Origin of the sequence: Aquipseudomonas alcaligenes NBRC 14159, assembly GCF_000467105.1 — a bacterium.
In the GTDB taxonomy this organism is placed as follows: Bacteria; Pseudomonadota; Gammaproteobacteria; order Pseudomonadales; family Pseudomonadaceae; genus Aquipseudomonas; species Aquipseudomonas alcaligenes.
On sequence record NZ_BATI01000005.1, the window covers coordinates 119,107 to 135,983 of the forward strand.

Consider the following 16,877-nt stretch of genomic DNA (forward strand, 5'->3'; position numbering starts at 1 on the left):
TCTAGTTCGCGTAGGGAGATTGATAGGGAGAAACGGGCAAGCTCATCGGGCCAGTCATTTCTTCAAGCATGTAGCGCAGGTACAGGCTGCCATTTACCTGCTCGTAGTCTTGGGCGTTGTCCACGCCAAGCTGGCCACCAAGGAAGAAATGATCGCCAAGTCGGAACTCAGCAGCGGCGCTCAGGTTGTAGCCGATGCCGGTTTCGCTCGACCCTTCGAATCCGGTGGGGATGTAGAGGGTGCTGACGGCGGCATCAGCCTCGAGCTGGCGCTGCATGCCGCCATCGTCGACGAAGAACGGCACATCGTCCTGTTTGAAGTGCTGGATACCCACGGAGCTGCGAACCCTGTATGTCCAGCGCTCACCGCGATGGGCCCAGTTGACCGGAACTGCAAGTGAATAGAACTGCTGCGGGCTGAAGTAGCCACCACTGCCGTAGGTGAAGTTGCCCTGGTTGTTCTCGTAGCCGATGCCGGTGGCGCCAAGCCCGACGGTCAGCATGCTGCGCTCGTCATTGAGCAGGTACCAGTAGACGCCACTGCCCAGCTCAGCACGAGTGTTGGATTTGACATTGTTGCCCAGCAGCGCATGGGCCGAACCGTAGCCATAGGCGCCGATCTCGCCGTCGTCGTAGGACAGCTGAGCGCGCAAGCCGTTGGCCGTGACGCCCCCCCACTCCTCGCCCGAACGCTCGTCGCGCGAGCCGGCGAAGGAAGTCAGGCTATCGGTCACCGCGCGGCGCGACAGGCTCAGGCCGTAGTGCAGGTTCGGATGACCGGCGAACGAGCGCTCCAGGCTGATGCCGCCCACCGCGGTGCTGTAGAGGAAGCCCAGCGGGCTGACGCCGAGATCGGCCTTGAGGCCGTGCGGCTCGCTCTCCCAGGCCACCGCCAGGCCCACCCCGCTGTCCTTCTGCCGACCCATATCGACGGCGGACGCGCCGTCGGCAAGGCCGGTGCCGTAACGCTTGCTGGCCTCGGTATCCAGCTTGCCGGCGTCCAGGTGCACCGGGGTGACGCGCAGGGCCAGGCGCTGGTCGCCCACCGGCATGCTGGCCTCGATCGGCGTCTGGATGTCGGTCATCTTGCTCAGACCGTCCTCGCTGTCGTTGCGCCGCACCGTCACGCCCTGCACCACATAAGCGCTGCGCTGCTGCAGGATATCGTCCAGGGCGCGGGCCGCCTCGCTCATGCCGGCACGCGGGTCCGGCTCTTCCTCGGCACCCGGCAGGAAGGGATTGGTCGAGACCGGCTCGGCGGCGGCCAAGGTGGTCGTCGGTGCCGGCGCGGGTTCCAGGGCCAGCAGGCTGTCGCGCGTGGTGCTCACCGGCAGCTCGGTGCGGGCCGAGGCACGCGGCTGGCTGCTCGCCGGAGCTGGAATATCGTCCAGCGCGAGAGTCGGACGCTCGACCGGCGCCGGCAGGGTCGATACCGGGTCGGGAATCGCGGCGGGTGCTGCGGCCAGGCTGCCAACACCGGCGAAGGGGTTGGCCGGCGCACTGGCCGGACGGGTGCTGGCGGCGTAGCTCGGGGTCTGTTCGCGTTTCTCCTGGGCCACCACCTTGCCCAGCAGCTCGGCGGCGGTACCGGTGCGACCGAGGTAGCGGTAGACGCGGGCGGCGGTGGTAAGGATATCGACATCGTTGGGCGCCAGCTTCAGCGCCTGCTCCAGACGTTCCTCGGCGTAGCCGTTTTCGGCCTGCTGGGCGGCCATGTCGGCGGCACCGACCTGCAGGTTGGCGTCCTGTGGGTGACGCTGCACCAGCGGCTTGAACAGCTCCAGGGCCTTGGCGGTGTTGCCGTTGGCGCCGTACATGCGCGCCAGCGCCGAAACCGCCAGCGGGTCCTGCGGACGCTGCGCCAACGCCGGCGCCAGGGTGTCGTAGGCGGCGGCCAGCTCACCGCGCAGGCGCAGCTGCTCGGCCTGGCGCACGCGGTAGTGGAACAGCAGATCGTCGTACTGCTTGCGCTGCTCCACCGTCATGCTGCGGCCCTGCAGGTCGCGCAGAATGGCGGCCACCTCGGTGTCCTGCTCGGCGCGCAACAGCACGCCGGCGTAGCTCAGGGTCAGCGACAGATCGTTGCGCGGGCTGCGCGCCAGCAGGTCGCGCATGATGACCATGGCACGCTGCGGGTCGTCGGCATCGGCATAGGCCGAAGCCATGCTGGCCAGGCGCGCCGGCTTGCCCTGGGCCAGCGGTTCGATGCGACCAAGGAAGGCGCGCGCCTCGGCGCGCCGACCGCTGCGGTTGAGGCGCTCGATTTCCTGCATCTGCAGGTTGAAATCCACTTCCGCCACCAGCCGGCTGACGTCCGAATTGCGCGCGTCGCGCGGGATGCGCGCGAGGGTCGCCTGGGCCTTGCGCCAGTCGCCCAGCTGCATGGACAACAGGGCGCTGGTGTACAGCGCGTCGCGGTCGTTCGGCTGGGTCTGCAACAGGCCATCGACCAGGCTGCGCGCCTCGTCCACGGCGCCCAGATCGACGTACAGGCGGGCCAGGGCAAAACGTGCCCAGGCATTGTTCGGATCGTCGCGCAGGGCGTTTTCCAGCTCGCGGCGCATGCCGGCGCTGTCGCCACGCTGTTCGGCGGCGCGGGCGCGCTGCAGCGCCTGCTCGGCACGCAGCTGGCTGAGGCTGCCGATCTTCTCGCGCTCGGCCTTGGGCAACTTGTCCAGCTCGCGCAGGGCCTCGTCGGCCTTGCCCTGGCCACCCAGCACCTGCACCAGGCCGCGCAGGGCGCGTGCCTGCTGCTGCCCCAGCTGCAATGCCTGGCGATAGCCGGCTTCGGCGGCCGCGAGTTCGCCCTGCTGGGCCTGCAGCTCGGCCAGGCTCAGTACCGCCTCGGCATCCTTGGGCTTGAGCCGGCGCGCCTGTTCCAGTTGCTGGCGGGCATCGGCATTGCGCGCGTTGGCGATGTTGTCGCGCGCACGCTGCAACAGCGACCAGTAGCGCACATCGTCCAGCGCGCTCTGCCAGGCACGGCCACCACCGCCCTTCACGGCACGGGTGAGCAGCAGCTCGGCATCCTCGAAACGCTCCTGGCGCTGGCGCAGGATGCCCAGCCCGCCGAGGGCATCGGGGTCCTTGGGGTGCTTCTCCAGGTAGGCGCTCAGCTCGCGCTCGGCCACCTGCAGTTCGCCTTTCTCCAAGGCCTTGAGGCCACGGTCGAGCTGCGGGTCACGGCGCCAGGCCGCCGCTGCGCTGGCGGGCTGAGTGCGGCCCTTGACCAGCAGCGCGCGGATTTCCTCGTCGTCCGGATGGGTCTTGAGGAACTGTTCGAACAGCGGCTGCTGCGCCTTGTTGGGCGGGCCGATCCAGGTCAGCGCCAGGCGCCAGCTCTCGTCGGCGTCGCCACCGATATCCTCGCGCTCGGCCAGCTTGGCCAGGGCACGGATGCCCTCCTCGCGCGCGCCCTGGTTGCGCGCCAGGTGCTTGGCCAGGAACAGCGCGGCGTAGGGGTCGTCCGGGTACTCGCGGCGGATACGCTCCATGCCGCTGCGGGCCTCGGCCCAGTGCGCGTCGACGTAGCCCAGGTTGTTGTAGAACTCCAGGCCGATCTGCCCCTGCGCAGGCTTGCCACCCAGCGCACGGCGATAGATCTCGGCGGCCTTCGCGCGCTGGTCACTCTCGACCAGCAGGCGAGCCTCGTCGAGCAGCTTCTGGTTGGCCGGATCGGCCAGGCGGATGTCCTGCTCCAGCAGCAATGCCTGACGCGGCAGCGGCTGGATGGCCTGCAGGCGCTGCAGATAGCCGCCAGCGCTGGCCAGGTCGCCGTCCTTGACCGCGATGAAGCCCAGGCCATAGAGCGCATCCGGCTGCGCCGCATCGATCAGCAGCAGCTTCTGCCAGACCTCACCGGCACGCTTGGGCTTGTCCTGCGCCTGCCAGAAATGTCCCTGCTCGATCAGCAGGCGCTGGGCATCGCTGCCCTCGGCCTGGGCGCCGCCATGGGCCAGGGCGGCGAGCAGCGCCAGAGTCAGCGGGCGGTAGCGGAACATGGAGACTCCCAAAGCGGTAGCAAACGGCCATCGGCCGCGAAGCGGTAGTACTTGTCCGCCCAGCCGAGACCGAACAGGCTGAGCATGTAGTCGTAATAGAACGGCGCAGGACCCGTGCCGGCGATCCACTGGTCGATGGCGCCGCGCGCGCGCTGATCCTGCAGCTCTTCCAGCCAGGGCTGGCCCTTGGCGCGGAAGTACGGCACCAGCGCGCCGGAGAAGCCGCTCGGGCTCTGCCCCGAGGTGGTGCCCGTGCGCACGTCGACCTTTTCCGGCGGCAGGCCGCTGGAGGCGGTGGCGCGGGCCATGCCGAACAGGCTGTCGAGCAGCGGCTTGGCCAGCGGGTCGGCGGGGTCGGTCATGCCGGCCCAGAGGTAGACGCGAATGGCGTCGTAGCTGCCGCTGTCGCCCTTCATCGGGTCGCTGGCGAACAGCCCGGCGCGCTCGGAAACGGCGCGGTAGCCGATCCAGTCGGCGGCGAAGCCATGCGGCCCGGCCTGTTCCTGCAACACCGCGCTGTGCCGGGCGATGGCGTTCCACGGCCCCTTGGGGTCGACGGCGGCGAGGCGGCGCAGCAGCGGCAACGGCTGGTAGCTGGGGTTGATGCGCCACAGATGGCCGATATGAGAGAAGCCGATCGGACCCGGCAGCAACACGGGGCCCAGGCCTGGCAGCTCGGTGGTTTCACGGGCCTTGATCTGCGCCAGCAGGGCCAGCGCATCGGCGCGGTATTCGGGCTTGCGCCACAGGCGGTCGGCTTCCAGCAGGGCGTAGACGAACCACAGGTCGGCGTCGGAGGCGGAGTTGGGGTCCTGCACCTGCCACTGGCCGTCCTTGCCCTGCCCCCACAGCCAGGCCGGCAGGATGTTCTGCGGATCGTTGCCGGCGAGGTTCTCGCGGCTCCAGCGCCAGATGCGCTCGAAACGCGCCTGGTCATTGGCCACCAGGGCGAAGAACAGCGCGTAGGACTGCCCTTCCGAGGTGCTGTGGTTCTTCTCCAGACTGGACTCCAGGACGCGGCCGTCCGGCTGGATCCAGTGCTCGGCGAAGCGCTGCCAGTGCGGCCACTGGACCGGGCAGGCAGCCTGCGCGGCGCTGCCGAGCATGAGGCTCAGCAGGCCGGCGCAGAGAGTCGGATACAGACGCCGCATGGCCGACCTCAGCCGTTCAGGCGGGCACGGGCCCGCGCACGCAGGCTGACGAACAGCAGCAGGCTGATCAGGCCGACGCCCAGCGCGGTGAGCAGCAGCATCCAGCCCAGGTTGTGCGCCAGCAGCCACTGCAGGTAGCGGAACCAGCCCAGGTCGCCGACATGGTATTGCTCGTCGGCCACCAGCGAGTTGATGCGCGTGCCGTTGACCACCGCCAGGCTGCCCTGCAGGGACTGCTCGTAGTCCTCGCCGCCACGCAGGGCCGCGCTGACTTCGCCCAGCCGCTCCGCAGCGCTGGCGGCGATCACCACCACGCTGCGCTCGCTGGTCAGCGGCGACTCGAAGCCGGTCACGTAGGCGCCGGCCGCACCACCGTCGAGGATCAGGTTGCTGCGCGCCGGGCGCAGGTTGGCGCGGCTGTCGCTGTCCACCCAGTGGCGCACGCGATGGACCAGGTCGGACAGCTCGAAGCGGGCGCGACCGTTGATCTGCGCCGGCAGCCAGTCGGCCCAGCGCTCCAGCAGCGGCTGGTTGCTGCCGGTGGCCAGCACCAGCAGGTCCTTGTCCTCCAGCTCGGCATCGTTGTCGCCCTGGGTCACGCTGACGCCGCTGGCCGGCAGGCCGGTGGATTCACCGAAGCGACCGAGCAGATCGAGCAGCAGGGAGATTTCTTCGGCACTGGCGCCGGCCGGGATCACCACGGCGGTCTCGGCCAGGTCGGCCATGCGGGTGAACGGGAAGCCGCTGCTCTGGAACACGCCCAGGTTGGGCATGGCGATGAAATGCTCGTAGCCGCTCAGGTCCAGGGTCGAATCCGGCTCGATGGTGCCGCGCATGTTGTCGATGATGATGTCGCGACAATCACCCTGCTTGATGTAGTCGTACATGAAGCGCAGCTGCAGGGCCGACTGCAGCGGCAGGCTGTCCAGCGGCAACATCAGCTTGGCCTCACGCAACAGGCTGTCATCCTGCAGCTTGGCCAGCAGGGACTTGTCGAGGTTCTCCTGCGACGGCAGCGGCAGCGACTTGATGAACTTGCCGCCGACACTGATCAGCAGCGACGAGTTGGTCGACACCGGCTGTGGCGTATAGCGGTACTTGAGGTGCAGCGGTACGCCCGGCTGGCGCCAGTTGAACAGGTCCGGCGGCAGGCGCATGGGCAGGTTGATGGTGCCCGGATCATAGCCGGAAACGCTCAGGCGCTTGGCATCGGCCAGCTCGCCGAGGCGCACCGGGCGATCGCTGGGCAGCCAGTTCGGCGCGTCATAGGGTTCGCGCGGCGCCAGGCTGTCGATGCGCTCGATGCGGGCGTGGGCGCCGGACAGTACCTGGCTGCCGGTGACCAGCGCCAGGGCGGCCTGCTTGAGTTGTTCGCTGTCGTCACCACGCAGGATCAGCAGCTTGCCAAAGGGATCGGCGGGATGCGCCATCAGGGTCAGACTGGGGCCCTTGTCGGTTGCCTCGGGCACACCGTCGACACTGGCCGCACCGCTGAGCAGGACAATGGCGTTGCCCTTCTCCGGCAGCTGGCCGAGGCTCACCGGGAAACGCGCACCGCGATAGCTGGCCAGCGCGCCGAACCACGAGGACACCATGCCGGCGGCCTCCAGGCTGCGGTTGTCCGGCGCACCGGCAAACACGAAGGGCAGCTCCAGCAAACGCGAATCGCGGCTGTCGAAGAACGGCAGCGGCAGCTTGGCCAGGTCGTCCGGCAGGGCGATCTGGGTGGTCTCCAGCTGCAGTTCGCTGGTGTTGCTGACCTTGGCCCACAGGCTGGAATGCAGTGGGTCCTCGCACATCATGGTGTAGTGGCCGATCAGCTGCAGGGTCAGGCGGTTGAATTCGGTGATCAGGTGCGGCGGGATATCCAGTACCTGCTGCTGCAGAGTCCCGGCGGTTTCCTTGGGCACCGGCAGGCTGGCCGCCACCTGGTCGTTGACCATCAGGTTGATCTGCGACAGGTCGGGCAGCAGCGCCGGCGAGTAGCTGTACTCCAGTTTGACCCGCGCCTTGCTCACCACCTGGTCGGCACGCACGTCGAAGCTGACGCTGTCACTGCCCTCGATGCCGCGCAGGTGCATGGTGTAGTTGGCGCCCAGCTGCTTGAGCGTGGCGCTGTAGGTCGGCACGAACTCGACCGGCACGGCCTCCGCCGGTACCTCACCACCTTCGACGGCAGCGCCCTCGACGGCGACGGCGCTCTCCTCGACCGGCTCCTCGGCCCAGGTGGATGCCGCCAGCAGCGGCAGGGTCAATGCGAGACACAGGGACGACAGTCCATTGCGTTTCTGGCTCATGGGTTCCTCGGGGTGGAGCGAAGGTGGAAAGACGGGATGCGCAAGCGCACACGCAATTCGGCGAAGGTGGCGCGTGACAGCAGACGAATGCCGCGCCAGCCAATGCTGGAGACTTCAGCCAGGGCGCCCAGCGGTGTATCGACAGCACCCTGGCCCCAGGTGGCGGCCCAGGTGTCGGCACGCGAGAAGGTCATGCGAGTCAGTTCGCGCTGCTGCTCAAGGTTCAATTCGAGGAAGTTCAGGCCCAGCACGCCGTCGCGGGAGAACATCACCACGGCGGGGAACACGCACTCCTCGTTGTCGCGGAACAGCGATACCAGCAGCTGCTCACCACGCTCGACATGTGCCCCTTCCGGCAGGGCGATGCCGATGCCGCGCTGGGAGAAGTCGTTGGTCCGGCAGACGATGGTCTTGCCGTTGGCCAGGCTCAGGGTGGCCGGCAGCTCGGCGTACACCCGCGGCTCGGCACGAATCTGCCGGGCTTCGGCGGCCACCGCGACCGACGCGGCGCTGATGACGATGTTGTAGAAGGTCCAGGTCAGGTTGATCAGCACGGTGGCCACGCTGACCTCGGGATCGAAGCCCAGCTTCCACAGGCCGGCCAGCACGCCCAGCACGTTCAGCGCCAGCACCACGATGTAGGGGCGCGCCATCTTCCAGTCGAAGTAGCTCTGGTCGATCACCCCGCCCTTGGCCGTCACGTTGAACTTGCCGAGCTTGGGGTTGACCATCGCCAGCAGCACCGGACGCATGATGTACCAGGCCAACACCGACTCGTAGACCTCGTTCCAGAAGGAATGGCGGAAGCGCCCCTGGATGGTCGAGTTGGTGACGCTGGCGATGAGGATGTGCGGCAGCGCATAGGCCATGATCAGCAGGGCCTCGGCCTGGAAGATCTGCGCACCGAAGAACAGGTAGGCCAGCGGCGCGGTGAGGAACACCAGGCGCGGCAGGCCGTAGAAAAAGTGCAGCATGGCGTTGAGGTAGCACAGCCGCTGGCCGAGCTTGAGCCCCTTGCCCAGCAAGGGGTTGTCGGTGCGGAAGATCTGCGCCATGCCGCGCGCCCAGCGGATGCGCTGGCCGATATGCCCGGACAGGCTCTCGGTGGCCAGGCCGGCGGCCTGCGGCAGCGCCAGGTAGGCGGTGTTGTAGCCCAGACGGTTGAGCTTGAGGGCGGTGTGGGCGTCCTCGGTGACGGTCTCCACGGCGATGCCGCCGACTTCCTCCAGCGGGCCGCGCTTGATGATGGCGCAGGAGCCGCAGAAGAAGGTGGCGTTCCACAGGTCGTTGCCGTCCTGCACCAGACCATAGAACAGCTCGCCCTCGTTGGGCACCGAACGGAAGGTGTCGAGGTTCTTCTCGAAGGGGTCCGGCGAGAAGAAGAAGTGCGGCGTCTGCAGCATCGCCAGCTTGGGGTCGCGCAGGAACCAGCCCATGCCGACCTGGAGGAAGGAGCGGGTCGGCACGTGGTCGGCGTCGAAGATGGCGATGTAGTCGCCGTGGGTCAGCTTCAGCGCGTGGTTGAGGTTGCCAGCCTTGGCGTGGAAGTTGTCCGGGCGAATGATGTAGCCGATCCCAGCCTCGGCGCAGAAAGCACGAAACTCCTCGCGGCGGCCGTCATCGAGCACGTAGACGTTGAGCTTGTCCTTCGGCCAGTCGATGGCCTGGGCGGCGAAGGCGGTGAGCTTGATGATCTCCAGCGGCTCGTTGTAGGTGGGGATGTACACATCCACCGTGGGCCACAGGGCGGTGTCGCGCGGCAGCGGGTAGGGCTTGCGCTGCAGCGGCCAGGCCGTTTGCAGGTAACCCAGCAGCAGCACCAGCAGGGCATACAGCTCGGCCAGCACCAGGCCGTAGCCGAACAGCATGTCCAACGGCTTTTCGAAACCTAGGGAGCTGGTCAGACGCCAGTACATGTAGCGCAGCGAGGCGATCACCGACAGCGTGATCATCGCCAGCATCGCCAGGCGATTGGCACGCCGGCGCAATAACAACGCCGCCGCCATACAGGCGGCGGTAAACAGCATCTGCTGCTCCAGGTCGAGCGGCGCGGCGATGACGATGATCATCAGCCCCAGGGCCACCAGCGTCAGCAGGTTCTGTCCCAGGGGCCTGGATAACAGCCGCGTGAGCCCTCCGGCCGGTGCCAGCGCACCGGCCAGCGCATTGCGCCAGGTCATGCCGGCTGCTCGACCTGCGCAGCGCTCGCCAGGCGTTCCACCAGGGCCTGGGCACAGTCGAGAATGTCGTGGCAGCCGCGACCCTGCGGATCGTAATCCAGCACGTTGCGGTTGTAGGCCAGGGCTTCGGTGATCGACTGATCACGATGGACGGTACCGATCACCTGCTGGCCCAGCAGGCCCTGCATGATCTGGGTGATGTCGCGACTCAGCTGGCGCGAGTTGTCGACCTGGTTGATCAGGTAGCTGGTGCCGACGAAGCTCTTGCGCCCGACCGTGTGGGTCTTGATCAGGCTGTCGATCATCGGCAGCGCGGTGTAGGACGCGGCGTCGGCCAGGCTCACCACCAGGGCCAGATTGGCCACGCTCAGGGCCTGCTGCAGATAGACGGACGGGCCGGGCGGCGTATCGATGATCACCAGCGCGCCCTCGGCCAGCTGCAGGTCGCTGAGGTGGCGCGCCAGCCATTGCGGATCGTCGTGCAGCTGCGTTTCGAAGTCGCGACGCTGCGCTTCCTCGACCAGGCCATGCGGCAGCACGAACACGCCTTCGGCGCTGGACATGCCCTGCTCGCGCCAGTCCTGATCGAAATGGGCGATACCGCGCTGACCGAGCGCCTGCTGCTCGTCAACCGAGAGGAAGTGATGATGCAGGGCGTTCTGCGGGTCCATATCGAGCGCCAGCACCGGCCGGCCGGCCCGCTGCAGCGCCGCGGCCAGGTTGGCCGCCAGGGTACTCTTGCCGACCCCGCCCTTGGCGGAGACCACGGCCAGAATGCGGATGTGATCGAGCTTGGGCGCCGCAGCAACGGGTACCACCGGCTCCTCGACCGGCGTGCGAGCCTCCTGTCCCAGCTTGGCCAGCAGGCTGCGCAGCCCGGCAGCAGACCAGGCGGACACGGCCTCCGGCTCGGCAGGCGCGGCGACGGGCGCACTGGCCTGGACAGGGGCCTGCACGGACTCAGCCACCGGCTCGACGGGTGCCGCAGCCGGCTGCGTCATGGGCGCAGGCGCGGGCTCACCACCAGACAGCACCGGCCAGCGGCGCTGGGAAGCGGTCTCGCTGCCCTCCTGGGAGATTTCCTGGTACTGGTCTGCACGACCGCCGAACAGCTTGAAAAGACTGGAGATATCGCTCGAGGCACTCATAACTTCACACTGAGAGTTCCGGTTTTCGGCAGCAACCCAAGCGGGCGTGACAGAAAAACAACGTCAAAAAAACATCTTGTTTTTATGATTTTTTTGAATTGCGTCAATTCTACAGCGTAATAAATGATTGATGTCAAGATGATATTGCAGTAAGCGCAGGCCGATCCCGGGCAGAGCCTCGACCTAGAGCATCCATGCGCCTGCGCAAAAAATCGCCAGCCCGGCGAGCGCACCGCAGCGATGCGCACCGCACCGATTTGACGCACAAGACCGCGCCCCACACCCCCGCAACATCCGCGCAATCGCCAACCGGCCGCTCTGGCACGGCATTCGCTAGCAACTTCCGCGCAGGATGACCACCCCTACGGGTCGGTCGCCGACACATTCATCGCAATGGCCGACTAGGGTTCCGGCTCGCCCACCAGGGCGAGCGACTGGTCCGAGAGTGGGCAACCTCGACAGAGGTCACACGGAGGGACAAAAGCCCGGGAGAACACGCGGCACGGCGACCGCCATCCTGCCTCCCGTCCACTGTTCCGAGGTTGTCATGCTGACTCGCCTGCTGTCCTGCTCACTGCTCGCCCTGCTGCTCCTGCAGCCCGCTCACGCCACACCGCAAGAAATACGCCCGTTCAAGGTCTGCTGGTCGATCTACGCAGGCTGGATGCTGTGGGGCTACATGGCCGAGGAAGGCATCATCGACAAGTGGGCAAAGAAGTACGGCATCGAGATTCAGGTCCAGCAGGTACCGGACTACGTGGCCTCGATCGAGCAATACACCGCCGGCCAATACGATGCCTGCGCCATGACCAACATGGACGCCCTGACCATTCCGGCCGCCGCCGGCGTGGACTCCACCGCGCTGATCGTCGGCGATTTCTCTGCAGGCGCCGACGGCATCCTGGTGCGTGGCGGCAGCAAAGACCTGAAGGACCTCAAGGGCAAGACCATCCTGCTGGTGGAGAACTCGGTATCCCATTACCTGCTCAGCCGCGCCCTGGAATGGGCTCACCTGCAGCCTTCCGACGTCACCATCGAGAACGTCTCGGACAAGGACCTGGCCCAGGTCTGGCGCAGCGGCAAGGGCGACGCGGTGGTGACCTGGAATCCGATCCTCGCCGACCTGCGCCAGGACGGCGACAGCGTGCAGGTGTTCAGCTCGCACCATGTGCCCGGGGAAATCCTCGACCTGCTGGTGATCAACAGCCAGACCCTGACCCAGCACCCGGAGCTCGGCCGCGCCCTCACCGGCGCCTGGTTCGAAGGCATGCGCCTGATGGGCCTGCCCAACGCCGCGGGCGCGGCCGCCCGCGCTAGCATGGCCAGAGCGGCGGACACCACCCCGGAAGACTTCGACGAACAGCTGCGCACCATCCGCTCCTTCTATGCACCGCGCTCGGCGGCCGCCTTTGCCAGTGGCGAGAAAATGCCGGACCTGATGCAGCGCGTCGCCAACTTCGCCGATGCGCAGCAACTGCTCGGTGATGGACCGGGTCTGCAGCGCCTGGGCATTTCCTTCAGCGACAACCGCGTGCTGGGCAACCCCGCGCAGATCATGCTGCGCTTCAACCCGGCCTATATGCAGCTGGCTGCCGACAATCAGCTGTAAGCACCAATAGCGAACACCCTGCACCAGCATCGCGCAGGGCGTTGCCAGTGCAAGGCGCACGCTGCAGCGCGAGGCCCGCAGCCTGGGCCTCGCACATAGCTGGCACGATGTTCGCTTAATCCAGACCATGCAGAAGCACCCCGCAAGGGGCGCGGCACTACAACTTGCAATGGCCGACTAGGGTTCCGGCTCGCCAAGCCCGGCGAGCGACTGGTCCGAGAGTGGGCGACCTCGACAGGGGTTACACGGCGGGACAAAAGCCCGGGAGAACGCGCACAGGCCAGTGCCGCGCCGCTCCTGCCCGTATCCCTGGAACTGGAGGTCTACCCATGCGCAAGTCCCCGCTGCTCGCCCTGCTTTCCGCCGGCCTCGCCGCCGCCCTCGCCTTCCCCGCCCACGCCGAAAAGAAAGAGCAGTTCGACGTCTGCTGGACCATCTACGCCGGCTGGATGCCGTGGGAGTACGGCGCCACCCAGGGCATCGTCGACAAGTGGGCGCAGAAGTACGGGATTGAGATCAAGGTCACCCAACTCAACGACTACGTCGAGTCGATCAACCAGTACACCGCAGGCCAGTTCGACGGCTGCACCATGACCAACATGGACGCCCTGACCATTCCCGCCGCGGGCGGCGTGGACAGCACCGCGCTGATCGTCGGCGACTTCTCCAACGGCAACGACGGCATCGTGCTCAAGGGCGAGAAGAAGACCCTCGGCGACCTCAAGGGCATGGACGTCAACCTGGTCGAGCTGTCCGTCTCCCACTACCTGCTGGCCCGCGGCCTGGAACGTGCCGGCCTGAGCGAAAAGGACCTGAAGGTGGTCAACACCTCCGACGCCGACCTGGTCGCCGCCTTCGCCACCGACGACGTACAGGCCGTGGCCACCTGGAACCCGCTGCTGGCCGAGATCGAAGCCACCCCGGGCGTGACCAAGGTGTTCGACTCCAGCCAGATCCCCGGTGAAATCATCGACCTGATGGTGGTCAACAGCGACACCCTCAAGGACAACCCGGAACTGGGCAAGGCGCTGACCGGCGCCTGGTACGAAATCATGGCCACCATGAGCGCCGACTCGGGTGCCGGCAAGGCGGCCCGCGAACACATGGCCAAGGCTTCCGGCACCGACCTGGCCGGCTACGAGGCACAGCTCGCCGCGACCAAGATGTTCTACGCGGCCAAGGATGCCGTGGCCTTCGCCAATAGCCCGAAGCTGCCGGCGACCATGACCAAAGTGGCCGAGTTCTCCTTCTCCCACGGCCTGCTCGGCGAAGGTGCGCAGAGCGCCGACGCGGTAGGCATGGCCTTCGCCAAGGACGTGATCACCGGCGACAAGGGCAACGTCAAGCTGCGCTTCGACCCGAGCTACATGCAGATGGCGGCCGACGGCAAGCTCTGACAGCCCGACGGGGCGCTAAGCGCCCCACTCCATCCGAGGGAGCGCCATGCGCCTGATCAACCGACACCCGGACCGCGGCGGCCGCCTGCTGCTGATCCTGCTGCCCTTCGCCCTGCTGCTGTTCGCCTACTTCACCGGTTCGGCGGCGCGCCTGGCGGAGAACCCCAACGACAAGCTGCTGCCCGGCGCGGCGCAGATGGTCGATGCGGTGCAGCGCCTGGCCTTCACCGAGGACAAGCGCAGTGGCGGCTATCTGTTCTGGCAGGACACCGCCTCCAGTCTGGGCCGCCTGGGTATGGGCATCGGTATCGCGGCACTGTCCGGCCTGTGCCTGGGCATCGCTGCCGGCACCCTGCCGCTGCTGCGCGCGCCTTTATCGCCGCTGCTGACCGTGCTGTCGATGATCCCGCCGCTGGCGATTCTGCCGATCCTGTTTATCGTCTTCGGCCTGGGTGAACTGTCCAAGGTGATGCTGATCGTGATCGGCATCACCCCGATCCTGGCCCGCGACATGGAGCAGCGCGCCCGGGAAATCCCGGCCGAGCTGCTGATCAAGGCGCAGACCCTCGGCGCCAACACCTGGACCCTGATCCTGCGCGTGGTCCTGCCGCAGCTGCTGCCGCGCCTGCTGATCGCCTTGCGCCTGGTACTGGGTTCGGCCTGGCTGTTCCTTATCGCCGCCGAAGCCATCGCCTCCACTGACGGCCTGGGCTACCGCATCTTCCTGGTACGCCGCTACCTGGCCATGGACGTGATCCTGCCTTACGTGGTGTGGATCACCCTGCTCGCCTGGCTGATGGACCTGGGCCTGCGCCAGCTCGCCCGCCTGTGCTTCCCCTGGTACGAAGGAGCCAAGGCATGAGCTTCATTCAGGTCAAGAATGTCTGGCAGGAATACGGCGATCAGGTGGTGCTGGAGCGCCTCAACCTGATCGTCCGCGAAGGCGAATTCTGCGCGCTGGTCGGTGCCTCCGGCTGCGGCAAGTCGACTTTCCTGCGCCTGCTGCTGGGCCAGGAGCGGCCGAGCAAGGGCGAGATCCTGCTGGCTGGCCAGCCGCTGGTGGCCGAGCCGGATGCCAGCCGCGGCGTGGTATTCCAGCGCTACTCGGTGTTCCCGCACCTGTCGGTGCTGGACAACGTCGCCATCGGCCTGGAGCTGCCGCGTTCACCCCTGCTCGGCCGCCTGTTCGGCAATGCCAAACGCGAGGCGCGCGAGCGCGCCGCCGAGCTGCTGCGCACGGTCGGCCTGGGCCACGCCCTGGACAAGTACCCCAGCGCACTGTCCGGTGGCATGCAGCAGCGCCTGGCCATCGCCCAGGCGCTGATCACCAAGCCACGCGTGCTGCTGCTGGACGAACCCTTCGGCGCGCTGGACCCGGGCATCCGCAAGGACATGCACGCCCTGCTGCTGGAGCTGTGGCGCGAGACCGGGCTGACCGTGTTCATGGTCACTCATGATCTGAGTGAAGGCTTCAGCCTCGGCACCCGCCTGCTGGTATTCGACAAGGTGCGTGTCGACCCGCATGCGCCCAATGCCTTCGGCGCGCGCATCACCTACGACATTCCGCTCAACAGCGAACGCCGCGCCGCGCTGCCCGTGCAGCTGACCGAGCGTCTGCAATCGCAACTTCAAGGAGCCTGAGCATGACTGCCTCTCTCGCCCTGCGCCCGACCCTCTATGAGGAGACCGTCCCCGGTGGCGGCCACACCTCCTTCGTCCTCAAGCGCGGCCAGCTGCTGCGAATCACCGATATCGAAGGTGGCGCCAACGTCAGCCTGCTGCTGCTCAATGCCCACGAGAAAAGCGAGCGGCTGAACCTGCCGGACACCCTCAAGTGCCAGCACACCGCCAGGCTCACCGCCGGCCACTGCCTGTACTCGGATATGGGCAGAATCCTCGCCGCCATCACCGCCGACACCTGCGGCTGGCATGACAGCATGGGCGGCCTGCTGAACGCGGCAGAAGTGGCCGAGAAGTACGGCCAGGGCCGCTATCAGGAGCTGCGCAACGGCTTCTTCCGCAACGGCATGGACAACCTGCTGGTGGAGCTGGGCAAGTGGGACCTTGGCCTCGCCGACCTTCTGATGAACCTCAACCTGTTCAGCAAGGTCACGGTCGATCGCGACGGCTGCTTCCACTTCGAAGCCGGCAACTCCAAAGCCGGCGACTACCTCGAGCTGTATGCGCCGATGGACACCCTGGTGGTGCTTACCGCCCTGCAACACCCGATGGACCCGAATCCGCAGTACGCACCCAAGCCGGTGCAGCTCAGCTGGCAGCAGGTGCAGAGCGATGGCATCAGCGTGCTCTGCCGCACCTCGCGTCCGGAAAACGGCCGAGGCTTCCACAACACCGAACGTCTGTATATCTGAGGGCTGATGCCATGAGCCTGATCGAAAGCACCCTGCACCCCGAAGCCGCCGCGTTCCGCCATGTGATCCCGGCCGGCGAGCCCTACCTGTTCGAGGTCAAGGCCGGGCAGACCCTGCGCCTGCTCGACCTGGAAGGCAACCAGGCCGTCGATACCCTGTTCTTCTCGGCCCGTAACCCGCGCGAGCGCTACGACCCGCAGCGCACCCTGCGTAAGCAGAACAGCGTGTACCTGACCACCGGCACCGTGCTCTGGTCCAACCTCGGCAACCCGCTGCTGACCATCACAGCCGACACCTGCGGACGCCACGACACCCTCGGCGGCGCCTGCGCTCAGGAGAGCAACACCATCCGCTATGCCCTGGACAAGCGCTACATGCACAGCTGCCGCGACAACTTCCTGCGCGGCGCGCTGCACGACGGCCGGCTGACCAAGCGCGACCTCGGTGCCAATATCAACTTCTTCATGAACGTGCCCGTCACTCCAGAGGGCGGCCTGACCTTCGAGGACGGTCTCTCGGCGCCAGGCAAGTACGTGGAACTCAAGGCGCACATGGACGTGATCGTGCTGATCTCCAACTGCCCGCAACTGAACAACCCCTGCAACGCCTACAACCCCACCCCGGCCGAGGTGCTGGTATGGGACTGAAAGGATTGCGCCTGTGGTTGTTCCGCCTGTGCCAGAGCCGCTCGGGGCAGTGCCTGGAGCCAACCAAACAGTCCAC

Annotated in this window: 11 protein-coding genes and 2 riboswitches; of the genes, 6 read left to right on the top strand and 5 right to left on the bottom strand. The window is 66.9% G+C overall.

Features of this window, described 5'->3' with window-relative positions; genetic code table 11:
* Position 1: 1 nt before the first annotated feature.
* Genes PA6_RS02725 through bcsQ form a run of 5 tightly spaced genes read right to left on the bottom strand, consistent with a single transcriptional unit; the run spans position 2 to position 10,776 of the window.
* Positions 2 to 4,000: a cellulose biosynthesis protein BcsC gene (locus PA6_RS02725; RefSeq protein WP_021699341.1), complete on the bottom strand. Its 3,999-nt coding sequence runs from the start codon at positions 3,998 to 4,000 to the stop codon at positions 2 to 4.
* Positions 3,979 to 5,151 (bottom strand): cellulose synthase complex periplasmic endoglucanase BcsZ, encoded by a 1,173-nt coding sequence (gene bcsZ, locus PA6_RS02730; protein ID WP_021699342.1) that lies wholly within the window; start codon positions 5,149 to 5,151, stop codon positions 3,979 to 3,981. The genes PA6_RS02725 and bcsZ overlap by 22 nt, the downstream gene beginning before the upstream one ends.
* A gap of 8 nt (positions 5,152 to 5,159) precedes the next feature.
* On the bottom strand, positions 5,160 to 7,448 hold the full coding sequence (gene bcsB / locus PA6_RS02735) for a cellulose biosynthesis cyclic di-GMP-binding regulatory protein BcsB (protein WP_021699343.1): 2,289 nt from the start codon (positions 7,446 to 7,448) through the stop codon (positions 5,160 to 5,162).
* Positions 7,445 to 9,628: a UDP-forming cellulose synthase catalytic subunit gene (gene bcsA, locus PA6_RS02740; RefSeq protein ID WP_021699344.1), complete on the bottom strand. Its 2,184-nt coding sequence runs from the start codon at positions 9,626 to 9,628 to the stop codon at positions 7,445 to 7,447. Before bcsA ends, bcsB begins: the two co-directional genes overlap by 4 nt.
* Positions 9,625 to 10,776 (bottom strand): cellulose biosynthesis protein BcsQ, encoded by a 1,152-nt coding sequence (gene bcsQ / locus PA6_RS02745; protein ID WP_021699345.1) that lies wholly within the window; start codon positions 10,774 to 10,776, stop codon positions 9,625 to 9,627. Before bcsQ ends, bcsA begins: the two co-directional genes overlap by 4 nt.
* A 390-nt stretch (positions 10,777 to 11,166) precedes the next feature.
* A riboswitch (guanidine-I (ykkC/yxkD leader) is annotated at positions 11,167 to 11,270 on the top strand.
* A 53-nt stretch (positions 11,271 to 11,323) separates the two neighbouring features.
* Here bcsQ and PA6_RS02750 point away from each other — a divergent pair.
* The 6 genes from PA6_RS02750 (at position 11,324) to PA6_RS02775 (ending at position 16,801) form a co-directional block, all read left to right on the top strand.
* Positions 11,324 to 12,385 carry a putative urea ABC transporter substrate-binding protein gene (locus tag PA6_RS02750; RefSeq protein WP_021699346.1) on the top strand — a complete coding sequence of 354 codons (1,062 nt, stop codon included), beginning with the start codon at positions 11,324 to 11,326 and terminating at the stop codon, positions 12,383 to 12,385.
* A gap of 166 nt (positions 12,386 to 12,551) precedes the next feature.
* Positions 12,552 to 12,655: riboswitch (guanidine-I (ykkC/yxkD leader) on the top strand.
* 59 nt (positions 12,656 to 12,714) lie between these two features.
* Positions 12,715 to 13,782, top strand: coding sequence for a putative urea ABC transporter substrate-binding protein (locus tag PA6_RS02755; protein WP_021699347.1), 1,068 nt, complete (start codon positions 12,715 to 12,717; stop codon positions 13,780 to 13,782).
* Positions 13,783 to 13,828: 46 nt separating this feature from the next.
* On the top strand, positions 13,829 to 14,644 hold the full coding sequence (locus tag PA6_RS02760) for an ABC transporter permease (protein ID WP_021699348.1): 816 nt from the start codon (positions 13,829 to 13,831) through the stop codon (positions 14,642 to 14,644).
* Positions 14,641 to 15,423, top strand: coding sequence for an ABC transporter ATP-binding protein (locus tag PA6_RS02765; protein ID WP_021699349.1), 783 nt, complete (start codon positions 14,641 to 14,643; stop codon positions 15,421 to 15,423). Before PA6_RS02760 ends, PA6_RS02765 begins: the two co-directional genes overlap by 4 nt.
* 2 nt (positions 15,424 to 15,425) lie before the next feature.
* The gene (locus tag PA6_RS02770; RefSeq protein WP_021699350.1) at positions 15,426 to 16,154 is read left to right on the top strand and encodes an urea amidolyase associated protein UAAP1; all 729 of its coding nucleotides are present in this window, start codon (positions 15,426 to 15,428) and stop codon (positions 16,152 to 16,154) included.
* Between the two features lie 11 nt (positions 16,155 to 16,165).
* Positions 16,166 to 16,801 carry an urea amidolyase associated protein UAAP2 gene (locus PA6_RS02775; protein ID WP_021699351.1) on the top strand — a complete coding sequence of 212 codons (636 nt, stop codon included), beginning with the start codon at positions 16,166 to 16,168 and terminating at the stop codon, positions 16,799 to 16,801.
* The last annotated feature ends 76 nt before the right edge of the window (positions 16,802 to 16,877 follow it).

What these genes read in the sequence shown, in the direction of transcription:
- PA6_RS02725 (WP_021699341.1), bottom strand. Translation starts at nt 4,000, where the DNA reads ATGTTCCGCTACCGCCCGCTGACTCTGGCGCTGCTCGCCGCCCTGGCC.
- bcsZ (WP_021699342.1), bottom strand. Translation starts at nt 5,151, where the DNA reads ATGCGGCGTCTGTATCCGACTCTCTGCGCCGGCCTGCTGAGCCTCATG.
- bcsB (WP_021699343.1), bottom strand. Translation starts at nt 7,448, where the DNA reads ATGAGCCAGAAACGCAATGGACTGTCGTCCCTGTGTCTCGCATTGACC.
- bcsA (WP_021699344.1), bottom strand. Translation starts at nt 9,628, where the DNA reads ATGACCTGGCGCAATGCGCTGGCCGGTGCGCTGGCACCGGCCGGAGGG.
- bcsQ (WP_021699345.1), bottom strand. Translation starts at nt 10,776, where the DNA reads ATGAGTGCCTCGAGCGATATCTCCAGTCTTTTCAAGCTGTTCGGCGGT.
- PA6_RS02750 (WP_021699346.1), top strand. Translation starts at nt 11,324, where the DNA reads ATGCTGACTCGCCTGCTGTCCTGCTCACTGCTCGCCCTGCTGCTCCTG.
- PA6_RS02755 (WP_021699347.1), top strand. Translation starts at nt 12,715, where the DNA reads ATGCGCAAGTCCCCGCTGCTCGCCCTGCTTTCCGCCGGCCTCGCCGCC.
- PA6_RS02760 (WP_021699348.1), top strand. Translation starts at nt 13,829, where the DNA reads ATGCGCCTGATCAACCGACACCCGGACCGCGGCGGCCGCCTGCTGCTG.
- PA6_RS02765 (WP_021699349.1), top strand. Translation starts at nt 14,641, where the DNA reads ATGAGCTTCATTCAGGTCAAGAATGTCTGGCAGGAATACGGCGATCAG.
- PA6_RS02770 (WP_021699350.1), top strand. Translation starts at nt 15,426, where the DNA reads ATGACTGCCTCTCTCGCCCTGCGCCCGACCCTCTATGAGGAGACCGTC.
- PA6_RS02775 (WP_021699351.1), top strand. Translation starts at nt 16,166, where the DNA reads ATGAGCCTGATCGAAAGCACCCTGCACCCCGAAGCCGCCGCGTTCCGC.